General features: G+C 69.2%; 14 protein-coding genes. 9 read left to right on the top strand and 5 right to left on the bottom strand.

The window, feature by feature from the left end; genetic code table 11:
- From FR943_RS02425 to FR943_RS02410, 4 genes are read left to right on the top strand one after another with little or no spacing between them, the layout of a single operon-like run.
- Positions 1–624: a TIGR03085 family metal-binding protein gene (locus FR943_RS02425; RefSeq protein WP_217154672.1), complete on the top strand. Its 624-nt coding sequence runs from the start codon at positions 1–3 to the stop codon at positions 622–624.
- An 18-nt stretch (positions 625–642) separates the two neighbouring features.
- The gene (locus tag FR943_RS02420; RefSeq protein ID WP_217154671.1) at positions 643–1,572 is read left to right on the top strand and encodes an LLM class F420-dependent oxidoreductase; all 930 of its coding nucleotides are present in this window, start codon (positions 643–645) and stop codon (positions 1,570–1,572) included.
- 39 nt (positions 1,573–1,611) lie between these two features.
- Positions 1,612–2,076, top strand: a complete 465-nt coding sequence (locus FR943_RS02415) for a hypothetical protein (protein WP_308170425.1) — start codon at positions 1,612–1,614, stop codon at positions 2,074–2,076.
- A 19-nt stretch (positions 2,077–2,095) separates the two neighbouring features.
- A complete protein-coding gene (locus FR943_RS02410) occupies positions 2,096–2,560 on the top strand; it encodes a hypothetical protein (protein ID WP_217154670.1) in 465 nt (154 codons plus the stop codon).
- Between the two features lie 71 nt (positions 2,561–2,631).
- On the opposite strand, the gene FR943_RS02405 is transcribed toward FR943_RS02410, so the two are convergent.
- From FR943_RS02405 to FR943_RS02385, 5 genes are all read right to left on the bottom strand, one after another.
- Entirely contained in the window at positions 2,632–4,413 is a 1,782-nt protein-coding gene (locus tag FR943_RS02405; protein ID WP_308170424.1) for an Hsp70 family protein, read from the bottom strand.
- A 54-nt stretch (positions 4,414–4,467) separates the two neighbouring features.
- Positions 4,468–5,958 (bottom strand): dynamin family protein, encoded by a 1,491-nt coding sequence (locus tag FR943_RS02400; RefSeq protein ID WP_217154668.1) that lies wholly within the window; start codon positions 5,956–5,958, stop codon positions 4,468–4,470.
- A 45-nt stretch (positions 5,959–6,003) separates the two neighbouring features.
- Entirely contained in the window at positions 6,004–7,848 is a 1,845-nt protein-coding gene (gene iniA / locus FR943_RS02395; protein ID WP_217154667.1) for a dynamin family protein, read from the bottom strand.
- Between the two features lie 85 nt (positions 7,849–7,933).
- Positions 7,934–9,067, bottom strand: a complete 1,134-nt coding sequence (locus FR943_RS02390) for an IniB N-terminal domain-containing protein (protein ID WP_217154666.1) — start codon at positions 9,065–9,067, stop codon at positions 7,934–7,936.
- 271 nt (positions 9,068–9,338) lie between these two features.
- A complete protein-coding gene (locus FR943_RS02385; protein WP_217154665.1) occupies positions 9,339–9,887 on the bottom strand; it encodes an Rv0340 family IniB-related protein in 549 nt (182 codons plus the stop codon).
- 197 nt (positions 9,888–10,084) lie between these two features.
- On the opposite strand from FR943_RS02385, the gene FR943_RS02380 reads away from it, so the two are divergent.
- From FR943_RS02380 to FR943_RS02360, 5 genes are all read left to right on the top strand, one after another.
- Positions 10,085–11,878 carry an Hsp70 family protein gene (locus FR943_RS02380; RefSeq protein WP_217154664.1) on the top strand — a complete coding sequence of 598 codons (1,794 nt, stop codon included), beginning with the start codon at positions 10,085–10,087 and terminating at the stop codon, positions 11,876–11,878.
- 9 nt (positions 11,879–11,887) lie between these two features.
- Positions 11,888–14,263, top strand: coding sequence for an isoniazid response ATPase/transcriptional regulator IniR (gene iniR, locus FR943_RS02375; RefSeq protein WP_217154663.1), 2,376 nt, complete (start codon positions 11,888–11,890; stop codon positions 14,261–14,263).
- 149 nt (positions 14,264–14,412) lie between these two features.
- Entirely contained in the window at positions 14,413–17,538 is a 3,126-nt protein-coding gene (locus FR943_RS02370) for a heterodisulfide reductase-related iron-sulfur binding cluster (RefSeq protein WP_308170423.1), read from the top strand.
- Between the two features lie 373 nt (positions 17,539–17,911).
- Positions 17,912–19,183: a pyridoxal phosphate-dependent aminotransferase gene (locus tag FR943_RS02365; protein ID WP_218045143.1), complete on the top strand. Its 1,272-nt coding sequence runs from the start codon at positions 17,912–17,914 to the stop codon at positions 19,181–19,183.
- Positions 19,184–19,236: 53 nt separating this feature from the next.
- Positions 19,237–20,466, top strand: coding sequence for a YibE/F family protein (locus tag FR943_RS02360; protein ID WP_217154661.1), 1,230 nt, complete (start codon positions 19,237–19,239; stop codon positions 20,464–20,466).
- The last annotated feature ends 21 nt before the right edge of the window (positions 20,467–20,487 follow it).

The raw sequence follows: 20,487 nt of genomic DNA, 5'->3' as shown, positions 1-20,487 counted from the left end.
ATGAGCGTCGCTCGAAGAGAACGTGCCGCACTCGTCGAATCCATGCGCGCAGCAGGCCCCGACGCGCCCACCCTGTGCGAAGGCTGGACCACCCGGGACCTGGCCGCTCACCTGGTGGTCCGCGAACGTCGGCTCGACGCCGCGCCCGGCATCCTGGTGCCGGCACTGGCCGATTACACCGAGCGGGTGCAGCGCAAGGTCGCCGAGGGCACCGACTGGGCCGACCTGGTGGACCAGATTGCCGCCGGCCCTCCGCTGTACTCGCCGTTCAAACTGCTGGACCCGCTGGTCAACGTCGCCGAGATGTTCATCCACAACGAGGACGTGCGCCGGGCGCAACCCGGTTGGGAACCAAGAGCTCTCGACGCCGCCACGGTGTCCGCACTGTCCCGGGGAATCACCGCGATGGCCCGGATGACCATGGGCAAATCCCCGGCCCGGGTGGCGCTGACCACGCCGGAAGGCAAGACCCTGGCCACCGTCGGCTCCGGTCCGGAGGTGACGGTCACCGGGGACCCCGGTGAATTGCTGATGTTCGCCGCCGGCCGCGAACAGGCCCGGGCGACGTTCTCGGGTGACGACGACGCTGTCGCCGCCTTGCGCTCTGCGCGCCGGGGGCTGTAGCGCTCTAGGCTGGCACCCGTGGATTTCCGTGTCTTCGTCGAACCCCAGCAAGGCGCAACCTACGCAGATCAGCTCTCGGTGGCCCGCGCTGCCGAAGCGCTCGGCTATTCGGCATTCTTTCGATCCGACCACTATCTGGCGATGAGCGGTGACGGCCTGCCCGGGCCGACCGATTCCTGGGTGACACTGGCCGGCATCGCACGGGAGACCTCGACGATCCGGCTGGGCACCATGGTCACCTCGGCCACCTTCCGCCACCCCGGACCGTTGGCCATCTCGGTGGCTCAGGTTGACGAAATGAGCGGTGGCCGTGTCGAATTGGGCTTGGGCGCCGGATGGTTCGAAGCCGAACACCAGGCCTACGCCATCCCGTTCCCACCGCTGGGCGAGCGTTTCGACCGGCTCGAAGAGCAACTGCGCATCCTCGCCGGGCTCTGGGGCACGCCCGTCGGCGAGACCTTCAACTTCTCCGGCGAGCAGTACCGCGTCGTCGACTCCCCCGCGCTGCCCAAGCCCGTACAGCCGAACCTGCCGATCATCATCGGCGGGATGGGCGCCAAACGCACACCTGCGCTGGCCGCCGAGTTCGCCTCGGAGTTCAACGTGCCGTTCGCGCCGCTGGACACCATCAAGACGCAGTTCGACCGGGTCGCCGCCGCCGTGGCCGGTGCAGGTCGGCAGGCCGACACCATGACCTACTCGGCCGCCTTCGTGCTGTGCGCCGGCCGCGACGAGGCGCAGATCGCCAAGCGGGCCGCCGCGATCAATCGTGAGGTCGACGAGCTGCGCAGCAATTCCCCGCTGGTAGGCACACCCGCCGAGATCCTCGACAAGCTCGGCCCCTTCCTGGACGCCGGTGTGCAGCGGGTCTACCTGCAGCTGCTCGACCAGTCTGATCTGGACCATCTCGAGCTGTTCGCCACCGAGGTGATCGGTCAGCTGAGCTGAGCGAAAGCCGGTTACCGGCGCTCACTAGTATCGGAGCCCGTGACCGGTGACATGGATGACCAGGACCCTCCCGAGGCGCCCTGGCATCACTCCACACCGGCAGTCGCCGGGGCCAGCGTCGCCGCCCTCGCGGTGATCGGGCTGGTGCTGTGGGCGGCGATCTCGCTGACCAGCTCCGGTGGGCCCGAGGAAGCACCGATCGATTTCGTGCCGCCCTCCTACGCGTCGTCGACGAAGACCACAAAGTCCACCACGACCCGCACGACCACCACCACGACCATGCTGAGCATTCCGGAAACCACCGAGTTCGGCCTGCCGGGTGAGTCGGAAACCCCGACCACGACGACGGAGACCTCAGAGTCTTCCGAGACGTCGACGACCACCACGACCACGACCACGACCACGACCACCACGACGACGTCCCGGTACGGCGAGTATCCGACGACCCGCTACCGGCCACGGACCAACGTGACACGCACCGTGTATCCAGCGCCGGGCGGCTGAGCGCGCCTACCATCGGCGCGTGGCGAACTATTACGAGGACGACGAGCCAACCCAGTACGCCCCCAACTACGGCGAATATTCCGAGCCGCCGCCGGCGCCCGAGCCTGTGCCCTGGTACCGCAAACCAGCGGCGTTGATCGGGATGGGCGCGGCCGGCGCGGTCATCGCGGCGCTGGTGATCTACGCCCTGGTGCAGCTGTTCTCGTCGGACTCACCGTCGACGACCACAACCACCACGACAACGACTCCGACCACCACATCTGCGGTCACCACGTCGAGGGGTAATCCGGCGCCAGTGGTTCCGGCGCCCACTCACACCGTTACCGAGACCGTGGCGCCGACCACCACCACGGTCGAGGAAACCCCCGCCACCACCACGACAACCGAGCCCGTCACCACGACCGAGACCACCACCACCGCCCCGGAGACGACCACGACGACAGCGCCGGAGACGACGACCAGCGAGCCTGCCGCGAATCCCTAGAGCTTCGTGTGTGAAGCGCTGTGGCGGTAGAACTCGAGTTTTTTCGCCCTAGCGCTTCACACGCGAACGGTTCAGGGTTCTGGTGACGGCTCGGGCTCCGGCGAAGGCGTCGGCCCAGGCGTGGGCTCAGGCGTGGGCGTGGGCTCAACCGTCGACGTGGGTGCCGGGGTGGGCTCTGGCGACGGGCTGGGCTCCACGGAAGGCGTGGGCTCCACGGAAGGCGTGGGCGTCGGACTCGGCGACGGCGACGGACTCGGCGACGGTGACGGTGACGGGCTGGACGTCGGCGGTGTGAACGTCGGTATGGGCAATTGCGGGAGCGTCACCGGCGGAAACACCACGGCGGGCACCGGGATCTGCGGGATCGCAACAGGCGCAGGCGCAGGAGCAGGAGCAGCCGGCCGTGGACGAGGCGCGGCCGCCACCCGCGGCGGGGCAGGAGCCGCCTGCTGCGTGACCGGTGCGCTCTGCACCAGACGCGGCGCGGCAGCCGGCCGCGGTGCTGCGGGCGCGGTCGCAGGCGTAGCTGCGGGTGCCGGCCAGGACTGATCGCGCACCACCACGGTCCGGGTCGGCGGGGCCGGTGCCGCTTGCGCCAACGGCGACTCGGCCGGCACCGGTTGTGGCGCCAAGAGGCTGGTCGCGGCGGCATCACGATGATCGGCCCGCACGGACAGCACCATGCCCACGGTGCCGACGACCGCCAGGAACACCGCGGCGTAGGCCACCACTCCCCCGCGCCGGTACCAGGGCAGGTGCCGAGCCGCCGGAGCAACCGGCTCCTCGGTGAAGACGAACTCCGGCCGGGCCGAGTCCGCACTGATCGATTCGGGAACGAACTCGGCCACCTCCGGCACCGAGTCGAGCGCAGACCAGGCCAGGCCAGCGGCGGCCACCGTGCCGGTGCCGCTCGCAGGCATCGGCGCCTCGGGCACCACCTGCGTCGCGGTCTCGTCGGCACCGCGACGCGCCAGCAGCCCGGCACCGATCGCGGCGATCACCTGGGCTTGCGGCACGGTGGTGACCGGAATCCGGAGGGCCTCGGAAAGTCGTTGCGTGACAAGAGGTATCCGTGCACCGCCACCGACAGTGACCAGGGCCACCAGCTGAGCCGGGTGGATACCGTTGCGGCGCAACAGATCGAACAACGCGTCGATGACGCCGCCGAACGACTGGTCCACCACGGTGTCCAGTTCGGCGCGGGTGAGCCGGATCGCGCCGCCGACCCCGGTCAGGCTGACGGCACTGCGATCGCTGAGCTGCTCCTTGGCCTCCCGGCACTGCTCACGCAGCCGGGCCAGCGTGGTCACCACCGCGGTGCCGGCCGGTTCGGTTTCCAGATTGCGCAGCACGTGCCGCAGCAGTTCCTGGTCGATCAGGTCACCGGAGAACTCGTCGTAGCGGACGGTGTGCCCGATGTTCGCGAACTCGGCTCCGGCGTCGGCCAGGGTCAGGCTGGTGCCGGAGGCGCCGAAGTCACACAGCGCGACGACGCCGCGGGCCGGCAGACCGGGGTGGGACCGGATCGCCGTCAACGACGCAACCGCGTCGGACACCACCCGCACCCCGGGTAACGCACCGCGCAGCGCCTCCACGGCCACCGGACTCCAGTGTGCGGGCACCGCCACCACCGACACGTCGGGACGACGCACGGGGCTGGCCGCACGGGTCAACGCTTCGATGGCGTCGGCCAACAACCGCTCTGCGCGATGCGTCGAACCGTCGGCGGCGACCAGCGGCACCGGGTCACCCACCCGCTCCACGAAATCGGTGAACGCCAACCCGCCGGGCAGCATCGCCCGCCGCACCAGCGGCACGTGGTCGGCGATCGCCACCAGGTTGGTCGTCCCCACGGACAACCCCAGGCAATCACGCATACCTGTATGTCGGCGGTGGGGTCCGATTCGTTAGTGACGGGACGCGTACTGCGCCACCAGCGCTTCGGCGCTGCGCACGGCGGCGCGGCAGGCCCGGGTGGTGAACGGGTCGTTGAGCGGATGATCGGCGCGGCGACGCCAGCGTTGTGCGGCAGCGAAGGCGGCGCGGGGCCCGTCGTAGGGCTCGTCCGGGGTCAGCCCGAGCCGGCTGGCCGCATCGGTGCCCGAGCCGCCGATGATGCGGCGCAGCGAGGCCATCTCGTCGTCGTTGAGGGTGGTGGGCCGGGCGCGCAGCAACCTGAGCAGCCGCAGCTCCTCGAACGCGTGGGTATCGGCCAGCAAGGGATCGATGTCGGCCAGGATGTAGGGCGTGGCGTAGATCGGGTTGTGCTGCACGAACTGTCGCAGCGACAACAGCGCCGTGTGCGCCTTGAGCAGCTCCGAGCGTTGGGCGAACTGCTGGTCGATCACGTCGCGTAGGGCGATCAGCCCGCTGCGTTCCAGGAGTTCGTCGGCCAGGGCGACGGAATCGGAGATCCCGGCGTGCAGCACCGCGATCGAGATCCGGATGCCGAACATGCCGAACCGGTCCAGCAGCGCCGCCCGGGTCGCCGCGTCCACCGGCAGCGAGCTGTCTTCCCGGATGAAGCGGTCCACCGACAGCATCGCCTTGGTCAGCACCGCCGGCTCCACCCCGGCCAACTTCTGCAGGGCGACGAACTCGCTCTGCCGCAGGGTGCGGGCGGTGAGCGCGAGCAGGCCGGACACCGGGACGACGGCCTGGCAGATCCCGGTCTTGTCCATCTCTTCGGTGAACCGCGTGGCGACGTCCTTGGCCGACATCATCGCGTCGATGCGTCCGGCCCCGATCTCGTCGGCCCGCGAGGCCACCCCGATCACGCCGAGTGCGCCCGAGGAGCCGCCGACCAGCTCGCCGATCTGCTTGAGCAGGGCGATGTCGGCAGCGTTGAGGGTGCGTAGCAGGAACACCACCGCGTCGACGCGGGGCACGCCGTCTTCGGGGACCAGCAGTCGGTGGGTGCGCAGCGAGACGTCGCGCGACAACGACGAGGTGCCCGGGGTGTCGATGATCGTGGTGTCGATCAGCTCGGCGGCCGGCCACTCCACGTCGAGATCCACCACGTCCTCGGGGTCGAGCCCGGCGAAGCTGAACGTCAACCCCCGATCGTGCGGGTCGCGCGCGATCGGCACGTTCGAGCGCCGACCCCCGCGGTGGTTGGCGGTCACCTTGGGGGTGGGGCCGTGCCGGAACCAGGTGACGATGCGGGTGGCCTCGGTGGCGTCGGTGGGCGCGATGTCCTCCCCGACCAGGGCATTGACCAGCGTCGACTTGCCTGCTTTGAGGGTGCCGGCCAGGGCGATGCGGATCGGTTGGTTGAGCCGGCGCCCGATCCGGTCGAGTTCGTTGTGCACATCCGGCCGATTGCGGTAGGCCGGGTCGCCCCGGTACGCCTTGATGGTGCCGCCCAGAATCGAGCGCACCTGATCGGCCGTGCTCACGCTGCGGAGTCCGTACCTTTCCTACCGACAGTCAACTCTTGGAGCTTAGTTGCCCGGCGCGGCCAGTTTCTGGGCGTGGTCGACGACCTGGGTCAGAATGCTCTTCTGCCGTTCCAGTTCCTTGACCCGGGTGTTGCGCTCGGCCTCTTCTGTCCTGGCCGCGGCGAGGGTGGCCTGCAGGGACTCGTTGAGCGAGCGGGTGGTCTGGTTGGCGATGTCGCGATAGTGGTCACGTAGTTGGCGCTGAATGCCTTTGAGCCGGTCCCGGGACTCCTTGCCGACGACGAAGGCGACGTCGTCGATGAACTTGCGCATGTTGGCCTTGGCCTCGCTGCGCACCCGCAGCATGCGGTTCTCCATGTCCTCCTTGTAGGCCTTGCGGCCCAGCACCAGACCCGCGCCCAGTGACAGCGGGTTGAACATGCCGAGCCCGGCGAACGAGGTGAGCATGCCGAACATCAGGACACCGCCGTAGGAGCCGCGCATCCCGGTGATCACCTTGTGCCCGGCCTTGATCGGTTTGGCCTCCAGCCGCGCCAGCGACTTCATCTCACCAAATCCGGCACCCATGTCGCGGGCATCGATCTGTGGCAACTGCACTGCCTCCAGGCCCGCCTCGGTGAAGGTGCGGGCCACCTCGGCGGCCAGCGCCTCGGCGCGCTGGTAGGCCCAGACGAAGTTGTCACCGACCGCGGTGGCCACCGCCTCCTCCAGTTCCGAGCCGATTTCGGCCCAGTGCAGGGTGGGGTCGCCGGAATCGATCACCTTCTCGGTGTGCGCGGTGATGTTGCGGAACCGGTGGCGCAGATCGTGATCCACGTCGGCGGTCAGATCGGATATGCCGTCGTTGAGCACCTGCTGCCACAAGGCGGTGTGCTGCAAGGCGTCCTGGGCTTCCTGCTTGCGACGTTCCAGGTCGGAGGTGAGCCGCTCACGTTCCCCCGGGTCGGTGAACGCCGACAGCTCGGAGTCCACGGCCAGCAGGAGATGCTCTGCGGCCGAATGGATCTCGGCCACCACCTCGTCGCGGATGCGGTCGGTTTCACGGTTCAGAACCTTCTCCGAGAGGAACTTCACGATGGCCGGGAAGTTTGATTCCTCGTTGAGTTCTTTGTCGTTGAGCTGGATCGCGTGGCTGCGCAGCACACTGGAGACCGGAGTGACCGGGGTCGATATACCGGCCCGCTGGAGGTGCGCGGTGTTGGCCGCGACGATCTGGCGCCAATGCGGGTACAGGTCGGTCTTGGTGGCGACAATCGTTGCCACCGGGCAGATTTCGATGGCCTGACGGATGAAGGTCAGCTCCGGCTCGGTGAATTCCTGGCTGGTGTCGCTGACCATCAGCAGCGCGTCGGCGTCGGGCAGCAACCCCAGGGTGGCCGACAGGTGTGGCTGCCCGTGCCCACCGACACCGGGGGTGTCGACGAACGCCAGGCCACCCTTGAGCATCGGACTCGGGGCGGTCACCTCGACCCGCAGCACCTCGCGGCCGCCGGCCTGCGGGGCCCGACGCAGATCGTTGGTCACCTCGGACGGCGGGATGTCGATCAGTTCGGGTTCGGCCCCGTCGGGCCGGGCCACCACGAGGCGCGCCGAGGGCTGCTCGCCGTGGGCGACGACGGTGGCCAACACGGTGGACTCGTCATCACCGACGCGGGCCACCGGAATGTTGAGCAGCGAGTTGAGCAGCTGGCTCTTGCCCTGTTTGAGCTGGCCGGCGATGACCACCCGGATCTGCGGATCGCTGATGCGCACCTTCGCCACCCGCAGCCGCTCCACCAGGTCACCGCGATCATAGGTGGCGGCGATCGAGCTGGTGTGGTCGATGAGTTCGACGATGACCTTGACGGGTCTGGCCGGCCCGCCGGTCGCGACCTGGGGTTGCGTCATCAAAATTCCCTCCTGCCGGGCTCAACGGTAGGCGCGCGGACGGGGCGGGGACCAACGGATGGCCCCCGCCCCTGGGTGAAGCGGATCAGAACGCGTCGAATCCGGTCTCGATCGGGTTGTGCGACGCAATGTCGGTGTGCGACTGCGACTCGTAGCTGTTGCCCGAACCGAGCGCCGAGCTGGTGTCGTTGTGCGACCCGAACGACGTGTCGGTGTCGTTGTTCGACGCCAGCGCGGTGTCGTTGTTCGATCCGAACGCGGTGTCGTTGCCGGACCCGATGTTCGACGTGTAGCTCGAGGAGTGATCCTCGTAGCTGCTGGTGGTGTCGTGCTCGACCGCGGTGTTCACCGAGTTGTCCTGGGTGTTGCGGCTGCCGTAGTCACCGTCGACGGTGGTCTGGTTGCCGCCCACCGCGGTGGTCGAGGCATCGGTGAGGATGATCGAACCTGCGTTGCCGCCGTCGCCACCGGACGCATCACCGCTGCCGATGCCGATCAGGCTGTCGCCGCCGGACGCGCCACCGCCGTGGCCTCCGCTCATGTCGACATCGCTGATCACCGGGCCGTCGTTGCCGGAGATCAGGTCGCCGCCGGCGTGCTGCGAGTTGTCCTCGATCTCGTTGTCCTTGCCCACCGCGACATGCGAGCCGGAGCCGGCCCAGATGTCACCGTTGTTCATGGTGTTGCCGTCACCGAGCACCGCGCCGTCGCCGCTGACGATGTCGCCGTCGTTGTCCCCGTCGACCACCACGCCGCCGTTGGTGGCGGTGTTGGTGCTCTTGTCGCCGAAGGTGATGTCACCGAAGCCGAGGTTGAACGCACCCTGCTGGGCGTTGGCGCCGGCGTCCTGGTTGGGGCTCATCACCGGCACGTTGTTGTGGCTGGCCCACTCGGTGTCGTTGTTGCTGGCGACCTCCGGCGCGTACTGCGTCTGCGGTGAGAACGGCGAGGCGACCTGATTCCCGAACGAGGCCGGGTTGCCGAACGAGGCCGGGATGCTGTGGTGGTCGGCGACCGCCCGCTGCAGGCCGAGGACCGGGTTGCCGCCGCCGAGCAGGACACCGGCCGGCGCCGCGGTGGCCGCGACGGCGTGCAGCTGGGCCGCCGTGACGTTGGGCAGGCCGGCGTCACGCAGGCTGCCGTCCGGGTCGGCGATGAACGAGGCTGCCGAGGCCGGGCTGCGGAACAGGTCCAGGATGAAGTCGATCAGAGTGGTCATGTCTCCAACCCTTTCGGATGTTGCTGGGAGTCTCTGGTGAGTCCCCCGCCGGGCTCTCCGGCGATCTGGGGACAACGTTATGGGCGCCCCATCGCGCCGGAAACGGGGTCGGTTCCCCTCCCCGCATCACCCCCACTCGGGGTGTCGGGGGTGACCCCAATAGGGGATTAGGGGATTCCTCGGGGATGACCTGAACGCCCGATATTTCTGCAGGTGAACGCAATAAGCGCACGACCGTTGCGGTCGTGCGCTTAGCGGAATCCAGATCAGATCAGTCGAATATGTCGAAGCCGCCGGCGTCGTGGGGGTGCTGCGGGTCCTCGGTGACCGGGTGGGCCCAGTCCAGGCCCGAATCCAGGTCCGAAGCCGGGTCCAGGATCGGGACCTCCTCGATGGCAGGCTGGTTGAGCTGCGATGACAGGTCATCCAGGGGCTGCTGGGTGAGATCGGCAGCGTCGATGCTCGACGCCGGCTGCCCGGAGTCCGACTGGTCGATCACCGGTCCGGCCGTGGCACCCCAGGCATCGTCGGGGTTGTCGAACGGCACGTGGTCATCGAACGCGTCGAACGCCGCAGTGGCCGCGCCGCTGGCCCAGACGTTGCCGCCGTCGTCGGATGCGCCGAGGTCGCCCCACCCGCCGTTGCTGCCGGTCATCGACAGCGACTCTGACACCACCGGGATCAGATTGTTCACGTCTGCGCTGGTCACATCGGCCAGGTGGGCGTCGGCGATGGCCTGGGCCGGATCTGCGGCGTAGCGGGCAGCGGCGTCGGGATCGCGCACCAGGGACATGACAAAGTCCAGCAGCGAGTTCGCCATGCTGCACCTCCTCCACGGTTCGCTTCGAATGCTAGCCAGCGCCGCAGGCCCTGGGATCGGTGCTGAACCCACCGCTGACCAAGGGTGATTAGGGGGAGGCCCATTAGGGGATTGACGCCACTAGGGGAACAATCACCGGACCTGGGGGATGCAGCGGTTATGGTGGGGTTCGGCCGAGACAACAGGAGTGACGCCTGATGACCGACGCACTGGGGTTGTCGATCGGGATGACCAACCTGGTAGCCGCCCGCGAAGGCCGCGAACCAGTGATCCGCCGATCGATCCTCACCCTGTACAGCGACCGCGCACCTGAGGTGGGCGAGTACACCGGTAACGGCCTGCCGCTGGCCGGGTTCGTCGAGCGAGTCGGGGATCCGGTACCGCTGGTCGCCGCCGACGGCTCCCAACACCGCGGTGAGCTGGTGCTGGCCGAGGCGCTGGATGTGATGGCCCGCCTCGCCGGCGGTGGCGCACCGATCGCGATCGCCGTCCCGGCGCACTGGGGCCCCGGCACCATCGGTGCGCTGCGCGCGGCACTGCGCAACAAGCCCGCGCTGACCCCCGACGGCGTGCCGCCGGCGCTGGTACCGGATTCCCTGACCGCGCTGGCCACGCTGCAGGCCCAGCCGGGGTTGCCGGCCGACGGCGTGGTGGTGTTGTGCGACCTCGGCGGCAGTGGCACCAGCGTGACATTGGCCGACGCCGGCGCCGGTTTCACCCCCATCGGGACAACCGTCCGCTACCCCGATTTCTCCGGCGACCAGATCGACCAGGCCCTGCTCAATCACGTGCTCAGCGGTGTCGCCACAGCCAACGACACCGACCCGGCGGGCACCGCGGCGGTCGGCTCGCTCACGCGGTTGCGGGCCGAGTGCCGTCAGGCCAAGGAGCGGCTCTCCGCCGAGACCGCCACCGCGATCCCCACCGAGCTGCCCGGGTTTCACGCCGATGTCAGGGTGACGCGGCCCGAACTCGACCAGCTCGTCTCGGCACCGCTCGCCGGCCTGCTCGATGCCATCGAGGACACGTTGCAGCGCAACAACATTGCGGTGTCCAGCGTGACGGCCGTGGCCACCGTCGGTGGCGGGGCGGCGATCCCCCTGGTGACCCAACGCCTGTCGGAGCGGCTACGCGCTCCCGTCGTCACCACCCCGCAGCCGGCGCTCGTCGTGGCCACCGGTGCTGCGCTGGTCGCCGACCGCGTGGCCGAGGCCGGCGCGCCCACCGGGATGGCGCCGGAGGTGGCCGCCGCCGACGCGCCCACCGGGATGGCCCCGACCGGGATGGCGCCCACCGGCATGGCCCCGACAACCGCGGCCCCGGCCGCCAACGGTGGCGATTCGGCCGCGTTCGGCGCCCTGGCCTGGTCGCAGGACGATGCGCCCGGAAGCGAGCCGGTCCCCTACGAGGGGGGCGATTACGACGCCACCGCGGGTACGGCCGCGGCGCGGCCGGCGGTGGAGTTCAGCCACGACGAGGAGATGTACGACGCCGCGCCGACGCCGCTGCCCTGGTACAAACGCCCGCCGATCCTCTTCGGCGCGGCGGCCGCGGCCGCGTTGCTGGCCGCCGGTGGGCTCGCCGTCACCTTGACCAGCTCGGAGGGGGATTCCTCGCCGGTCACCGAAACCAGCACCACGTATTCGATGGGTCCGTCCCCGGAGGGGCCGCCGCCGGAACCGGTCACCACCGTGACCCAGGGCCCGGACGGGATCGAGACCACCACGGTCATCGCACCCCCGCCGCCGCCTCCGGAAACCACGACGTCTGAGCCGACCTCTGAGTCCGAAACCACCACCACGACAACGAGTCCGACCACCACGACGACAACGACGACGCAGCCGACCACCACCACCACGACCACGCGCACCACAACGACCCAACCACCGACGACCACCACGCAGCCGCCGACCACCACCAACCCGCCAACCACCACGGCGGCGCCACCCACCACCACTGCGGCCGACTCCGGCGACGGCGGCGGCGCCTAGGCCGGCACGATGACCGCGCCGGCGCCGGAGCCTGTTCCGGAGCTTCCGTTGGCCGCCCGAGCCGCCGTCGACACTGTCCTGGGCGCCCCGACGGCACCGGTCAGGCTGTTGGTGTCCGGTGGCATCGGCACCGGGAAGAGCGCGACGCTCGCGGCGCTGCGGGCGGCGTTCCGCGACGCCGGTGCCGTGGTGCTGACCCGGGCTCCGCGGCCCGGGGATCCGGCCGGGGCGGTGTTCGTCGTGGACGACGCACACCTGCTCGACGATGACGAAATCGACTGTCTCACAGAGCAGGTCGCAGATCCGACGGCGACTGTCGTGGTGGCCACCGAGCCGTTGATCCAGCGACGGTCACTGCGTGCGCTGACCCTGGCGTTGGAACGGGAGAACCCGGTCATCCACCTCGACCCGGTGACCTCGGCCCGGGCGGACCGGCTGGCACTGCCGCAGCGGCTGCGGCGGGTGGACCAGAACGTCCGGGATGCGCTGCTGATCCTCTCGCTCAGTCAGGATCTCGGTGCCGACGACGTCGCTGCGGCGTTGCGACTGGCTCGCGAAGACGCCGTCGCGGTGGTGGACCAGGCACGGGCCAGTGGCCTGGTGGAGCCCTCCCACGACGAGCGATTCCAGCAGTTGGTGCACGAGTCGCTGGCACAGATTGCCGGTGCCGCCCGCCACCACGAGATCGAGACCGCGCTGCTGGCGTCGCAGCTGGAGCTGTCCACGTTGTCGGCCGATCTGGCGGTGCGCCTGGCCGAGCACGGACTGCGTGATGATCGGCTGGCCGCGGCGCTGGCCGATCATGCCGCCGGCCAGCACGCGCGCCCGGCCCGGGCGGCTCAGTTCTACCGCGCCGCGGTCATGGCCGGCGCGACCACCGTGACCACCCGGCTGGCCGACGCCTTGGCGCTGGCCGGGGATTGCCGGACCGCCGCCCGGATGGCGGACGAGCTCCTCAGCTCCGATGACGAGGCCGAACGGGCCGCTGCGGTCCGGATCGCAGCCAGCGTGGCCATGCACGACGGCAACGCGGCCCAGGCCGCCGACCTGTTCCGGTGGCTGGGCCCATGTCCGGACACCCTGATCAGCTCGGCGGCCACGATCGTCTCGATCGCCACCGGTGACGGCGACGCGGCGCGCGCGTCGTCGGGATCGAACCTCACCGGACCGCCGACCTCCTCGGCACGGGCGGGGCGGGCCCTGGCCGAAGGGCTGGTGCTGTCGCTGGATCAGCCGTTCGCGGTGGCGGTGACGCGGCTCGGTCAGGCGCTCGCCGCCGAGTATCAGACCGCCGGTGTGGCACCTGATACCCCGGCGGCGCTGGTGACGCTTGCCGCGCTGCACGGCGGTGACTCGGTTCGGGCGCGCAGTGTGATCGGCCGGGCCGTGCGCGGCGGCGACCCTGCCGGCGAGGCAACCGATGAGGTGTTCAGTACCGCCCGGCATCGGTTGTTGCTGGGTTGGGTGAAGATGCAGGACGGTCAACTCGGCGCGGCCGGGGCCGACGTGGCGGCCGTCGACAGCGGTGCGGCCCTGCACCGGCGGGACGCGTTGTGGGCGGCCGCGCTGCGTACCGCGATCGCCCGGCGCAGCGGGGACAGCGGCGCGGTGCAGAAGCACTGGTATGCCGCGGTCGAGGTGTTGGCCGAGTATTCGATCGACCTGTTCTCCCTGCTCCCGCTCGGCGAGTTGTGGGTGGCCGGGGCCAGGATGCGCCAGATGGACCGGCTCGAGCACAGCCTGGCCGAGGCCTTCGGCCTGCTCGACGCGCTCGGCAATCCGGTGTTGTGGTCGGTGCCGCTGCGCTGGGCCGGTGTGCATGCCGGGATCCTGGCCAACTCCCCGGCAGCCGTCGCCCCGCACGGGCAGGCACTGACCGCCGCGGCCGGGCACAGCGCCTTCGCCCGGGCACTGGCCCAGGCCGGCCGCACCTGGTTGCGGGTGCTGGCCAATCACGTCGACACCGACGAGGTCGGCGCGGCGGCCCGGTCGCTGTCGCAGTTCGGCCTGACCTGGGACGGCACCCGGCTGGCCAGCCAGGCCGCGCTGCAGACCCCCGATGCCCGGGTGTCGCAGGCGATGCTGCAGCTGGCCCGCGATCTCAAACAGACCGGTGCGGCCGACGACGTCGAGGGCACGTCCCCGGCGGTGGGGGCCGCCACCCAGCCCGGCCCGGCCCCGTCGTCGACGAGGTTGTCCGACCGCGAGCGCGAGGTGGCCGAGTTGCTGCTTTTGGGTATGCCCTATCGCGACATCGGCAGCCAGTTGTTCATCTCGGCGAAGACCGTCGAGCACCACGTCGCCCGGATCCGTCGGCGCCTGGGTGCGGAGTCACGCTCGGAAATGCTGTCGATGTTGCGGGCGATGCTGGCAGCCCAGAGCTGAGAGCTATACCACAGCACCGCCCAAGTTAGGTAAGCCTCGGTAGCGGCGGGAAACACCAAAATGTCACTATGAGCTGAAAGAAGCTAAGTTACCGACGGGTAACTATGCTCAAGTTACCGCCGGGTAACTCGCGAAATGGAGGCGTTTCTGTGGAGAGTCTCGAACACACCCTGGTCATAACGCGGCTGATTCTGGGTGTGCTCGCCACGCTTGTCGTGCTGGCGTTCGCCGCCAAGCGCGTGCTGTGGCTGACCAAACTGATCAGCTCGGGCCAGAAGGTCGGCGACGAGCGTGGTCGCAAGGACCATCTCGTCACGCGCTTCCTGAACCAGAACAAAGAAGTCTTCGCCCAGTCGAAGCTGCTGAAGTGGTCGATCCCGGGCCTCGCGCACTTCTTCACCATGTGGGGCTTCTTCGTGCTGGCCTCGGTGTACCTCGAGGCCTACGGGGTGCTGTTCAACCCCGAGTTCCACATCCCGCTCATCGGTCGGTGGCCGGTGCTGGGCTTCCTGCAGGACTTCTTCGCCGCGGCAGTGCTGGCCGGCATCATCGTCTTCGCGATCATCCGCATCCGGAAGAACCCCGAGCAGCTCGGCCGCGAATCGCGCTTCTACGGCTCGCACAACGGCGGCGCCTGGCAGATCCTGTACATGATCTTCCTGGTCATCCTGACCTACGCGATCTTCCGCGGCGCGGCCGTCAACGTGCTCGGTGAGGACTTCCCGTACCAGTCCGGCGCGTTCTTCTCCGACGGCATGGCCGCGCTGCTGGCCCCGCTGGGTCACACCGCCAACGTCTGGCTGGAGACCCTCGCCCTGCTGGCCCACCTGGGCGTCATGCTGGCCTTCCTGCTGATCGTGCTGCACTCCAAGCACCTGCACATCGGCTTGGCCCCGATCAACGTCACCTTCAAGCGGCTACCCGACGGCCTCGGCCCGCTGCTGCCCATGGAGTACCAGGGCGAGAAGATCGACTTCGAGGATCCCGCCGAGGACGCGGTGTTCGGTAAGGGCCGCATCGAGGACTTCACCTGGAAGGGCAACCTCGACATGGCGACCTGCACCGAGTGCGGTCGCTGCCAGTCGCAGTGCCCGGCCTGGAACACCGGCAAGCCGCTGTCACCCAAGTTGCTCATCATGAACCTGCGCGATCACCTGTTCGCCAAGGCGCCCTACATCATCGAGGGCAAGCCGATGCCCGAGGAGGGCTCGGTCAACTTCGCCGAGCTGGGGCCCAACGAGCACCGGCACGGTGTTCCCGAGGACGGTTTCGAGCGGATCTCGGGCTCGGGCCCCGAGCAGGCGCTGCGCCCCCTGGTCGGCACCGAGGAGCAGGGCGGCGTGATCGACCCCGACGTGCTGTGGTCCTGCACCAACTGCGGTGCCTGCGTCGAGCAGTGCCCGGTGGACATCGAACACATCGACCACATCGTCGACATGCGCCGCTACCAGGTCATGGTCGAATCGGAGTTCCCCGGTGAGCTCGGTGTGCTGTTCAAGAACCTGGAGACCAAGGGCAACCCCTGGGGCCAGAACGCCAAGGACCGCACCAACTGGATCGACGAGGTCGACTTCGACGTCCCGGTCTACGGCGAGGACGTGGAGAGCTTCGACGGCTTCGAGTACCTGTTCTGGGTCGGCTGCGCCGGCGCGTACGAGGACCGGGCCAAGAAGACCACCAAGGCCGTCGCCGAACTGCTGGCCGCCTCCGGGGTGAAGTTCCTGGTGCTGGGCACCGGTGAGACCTGCACCGGTGACTCGGCCCGCCGCTCCGGCAACGAGTTCCTGTTCCAGCAACTGGCCGCGCAGAACGTCGAGACCATCAACGAGCTGTTCGAAGGCGTCGAGACCGTGGACCGCAAGATCGTGGTCACCTGCCCGCACTGCTTCAACACGATCGGCCGCGAATACCCGCAGCTGGGCGCCAACTACACCGTGGTGCACCACACCCAGCTGCTCAACCGGTTGGTCCGGGACAAGAAGCTGGTGCCGGTCAAGTCCGTCAGTGAGCAGAACGGCAAGCCGGTCACCTACCACGACCCGTGCTTCCTGGGCCGCCACAACAAGGTCTACGAGGCGCCGCGTGAGCTGGTCGAGGCCTCCGGGGTGACGCTCAAGGAAATGCCCCGGCACGCCGACCGCGGCCTGTGCTGTGGTGCCGGTGGCGCGCGGATGTGGATGGAAGAGCACATCGGCAAGCGCGTCAACGTGGAGCGCACCGAGGAGGCGATGGACACCGCCTCGACCATCGCGACCGGCTGCCCGTTCTGCCGCGTGATGATCACCGACGGTGTCGACGACGTGGCGGCCAGCCGCAACGTCGAGAAGGCCGAAGTGCTCGACGTGGCGCAGCTGCTGCTGAACTCGTTGGACAAGGCCACCATCACCCTGCCCGAGAAGGGCACGGCCGCCAAGGAATCCGAGAAGCGGGCCGAGGCCCGTGCCGAAGCCGAGGCCAAGGCCGAAGCTGCGGCGGCTGCTGCGGCCCCCGCGGTCGAGGAAGAACCCGACACTGCCGACGAAGCCGCTCCGGCGGAAGCCAAGCCGGTCACCGGGTTGGGCATGGCGGGCGCGGCCAAGCGTCCGGGCGCCAAGAAGGCCGCCCCGGCCGCCGAGGCGTCGGCCGCACCGGCGGCTGCGGCTCCGGTCAAGGGACTGGGCATGGCCGGTGGCGCCAAGCGTCCCGGTGCCAAGAAGGCAGCGGCACCCGCCGCCGAGGCCGCACCAGCTGAACCACCGGCCGCTGCGGCACCCGTCAAGGGGCTGGGCATCGCAGGTGGGGCCAAGCGTCCCGGCGCCAAGAAGGCAGCACCGGCTGCGTCAGCGACTCCGGCCGCCGAGGCGGCCCCGGCTGAAGCACCGGCAGCTCCGGCAGCTCCGGCCGCACCGGTCAAGGGGCTGGGTCTGGCTGCCGGCGCGAAGCGTCCGGGGGCCAAGAAGGCGGCTCCGGCAGCGCCGGCCGCTGCTCCGGCCGAGGCTGCTGAAGCGCCGGCCGCCGAGGCGCCGGCCGCGGCCCCCGCTGAGCCGGCCAAGCCCGAACCCCCGGTCGTGGGTCTGGGCATCGCCGCAGGTGCTCGCCGTCCCGGCGCCAAGAAGGCCGCTCCGGCGGCACCCGCTGCCCCGGCAGCTCCGGCTGAAGCCCCCGCCGCCGAGCCGGCGTCGGAACCGGAACCGGCTGCGGAGAAGACCGAGGCGCCTGCCGAGCCCGCCAAGCCGGAACCGCCGGTCGTGGGCCTGGGCATCAAGCCGGGCGCCAAGCGCCCCGGTAAGCGCTGAGCACGTCGTCACGCATCGAACGGCCATCTCCACATCGGAGGTGGCCGTTCGGTTTTCGGGGGGCGCGACCTGCGGGATCTGCCGACGATGTCTCCGTCCGGCCACTGTGACGAACGTGCAGCATATTGCGCCGGTCGACGCCGTATCAGAGAAATATCCTGCACACTCGTCACAGCACGCCGCAGGCGACATCAGCCCGCTGCCGCCGAGGGCCGCAGCCAGGATGCGCGGGCCCCGAAGCGAATCCACTGCGGGCTCGTCACAGGAATCGCAGGAACGCCCACATCCGCCATGCCTTGGCAAATCAGCAGAGTGTGGCGCTGACCACCTTCATGATCGGCAAATTCCAAAATCAGTGGACGGTGATGAGACCATGGTGAACGTGACTACCCATCAGTTGCCGTGGCAGACCGGTCAGCACCCGAAGCCGCGTACGTTTACCCAGTCCACGAAGCTGCAGGACGTCCTGTACGAGATCCGTGGACCGGTACACGAGCACGCCTCACGGCTGGAAGCTGAAGGGCACCGCATCCTCAAACTCAACATCGGCAACCCCGCGCCGTTCGGCTTCGAGGCGCCCGACGTGATCATGCGGGACATGATCCAGGCGCTGCCGTACGCGCAGGGCTACTCCGATTCCAAGGGCATCGCCAGCGCCCGTCGCGCGGTGTTCACCCGCTACGAGCTGGTCGAGGGCTTCCCCAAGTTCGACATCGACGACGTCTACCTGGGCAACGGGGTGTCCGAGCTCATCACCATGACGCTGCAGGCGCTGCTGGACAACGGTGACCAGGTGCTCATCCCGGCGCCGGACTACCCGCTGTGGACGGCGTCGACCGCGCTGGCCGGCGGCACCCCCGTGCACTATCTGTGCGACGAGACCCAGGGCTGGAACCCCGATGTGGCCGACATCGAGTCGAAGATCACCGAGCGCACCAAGGCGATCGTGGTGATCAATCCGAACAACCCCACCGGCGCGGTGTACAGCCGCGAGACCCTGGAGCAGATCGTCGAGCTGGCGCGCAAGCACCAGCTGATGCTGCTGGCCGATGAGATCTACGACAAGATCCTCTACGACGACGCCAAGCACATCTCGCTGGCCACCCTGGCGCCCGATCTGCTCACCCTGACGTTCAACGGGCTGTCCAAGGCCTACCGGGTGGCGGGCTACCGCTCCGGCTGGCTGGTGATCACCGGCCCCAAGGAGCATGCGAGCAGCTTCATCGAGGGCATCAGCCTGCTGTCGAACATGCGGTTGTGCCCGAATGTGCCTGCCCAGCATGCGATTCAGGTAGCCCTCGGTGGCCATCAGAGCATCGACGACCTGGTGTTGCCGGGTGGCCGGCTGCTCGAGCAGCGCGACACCGCATGGAGCAAGCTCAACGAGATCCCCGGGGTGTCCTGTGTGAAACCCTCGGGCGCGCTGTATGCGTTCCCGCGGCTGGATCCCGAGGTGCACGACATCCGCGACGACGAGCAGCTGGTGCTCGATCTGCTGTTGCAGGAGAAGATCCTGCTGACCCAGGGCACCGGCTTCAACTGGCCGACGCCGGATCACCTGCGCATCGTCACGCTGCCGTGGTCGCGGGACCTGGCCCAGGCGATCGAGCGGCTGGGCAACTTCCTGGCGAGCTACCGGCAGTAGCCGTCCCATGCGGAGGCCAGGGACCGGACAGCCCGCCCCTCTACGCTGACCGGGTGGCGCACACGCATTCCCACTCCCATTCGCTGGCCGGCCCGTCCCCCTTGGGTCCGCTGGCCGCCCGGATCGTCGTCGGCCTTTTGATCGCCATCGGCATCGCGGTGTTCGCCGGCGCGGCCCTGCTGTGGCCCAGCCATCAGAAGGTGGACATCCCGCTGCCCTTCCAGAACGCCGCCGGCGGCGCCGTCACCACCGAGGCCGGGCACGTGGTGTCCAGCACGCTGGCCGATTGCGGCAGCCCGTCAGCGGGCGGCGTGTTGACGGCCGCACCGAGGCCGGCTGAACCGGGCGGGGGCACGTGTGTGCAGAACCTGATATCCATCGATTCCGGCCCGAACAAGGGCGCCAAGACGCTGCTGGAGTTCACCACCGGACCGGGCCAGCCGAATCTCGCTACCGGAGACGACATCCGCATCAGCCGGCAGGTCGATGAGGCCGGGACGACGAGCTACGCCTTCTTCGACTACGAGCGCACCTGGCCGCTGGCTCTGCTCGCGCTCGCGTTCGCGATCGTGATCGTGGCGGTGGCACGCTGGCGCGGGCTGCGAGCACTGGTCGGAATCGTGGTGGCGTTCGCGGTGTTGATGATCTTCCTGCTGCCCGCACTGCGCGACGGCGCCCCGGCGATACCGGTGGCACTGGTGGCCTCGGCGGCAATCCTCTACGCGGTGATCTACCTGGCCCACGGCGTCAGCCTGCGCACCAGCGCCGCCCTGCTGGGCACCCTGACCTCCCTGCTGCTGGCAGCGGTACTGTCCTGGGCGGCAATCGAATTGGCCCATCTGACCGGGCTGTCCGAAGACCAGAACAACGAGGTCGCGGCCTACATGGGCGACGTGTCGATCACCGGGTTGTTGTTGGCCGGGTTCATCATCGGCTCGCTGGGGGTGCTGAACGACGTCACCATCACGCAGGCCTCGACGGTGTTCGAGCTCGCCGAGCACGGCGGGACACGGCGGTCGATCTTCGTCGGCGCCATGCGGGTCGGCAGTGACCACATCGCCAGCACCGTCTACACCCTGGTGTTGGCCTACGCAGGCAGCGCGCTGCCGCTGCTGTTGCTGTTCAGCGTGGCCAACCGGGCCCTGGCCGACGTGCTGACCGGTGAGAGCGTGGCCATCGAGATTGCCCGCTCCGCGGTGGGTGGCATCGCCCTGGCCCTGTCCGTCCCGTTGACGACCGGGATCGCCGCGGTGCTGGCGACCCCGCAAACCAGCAGGCACTGAGCGCGCACGTTTGACCGTCGG

Origin of the sequence: [Mycobacterium] fortunisiensis (genome assembly GCF_019050325.1) — a bacterium.
GTDB classification, from domain to species: Bacteria; Actinomycetota; Actinomycetes; order Mycobacteriales; family Mycobacteriaceae; genus Mycobacterium; species Mycobacterium fortunisiensis.
This window is presented reverse-complemented; position numbering and strand designations above follow the sequence as displayed.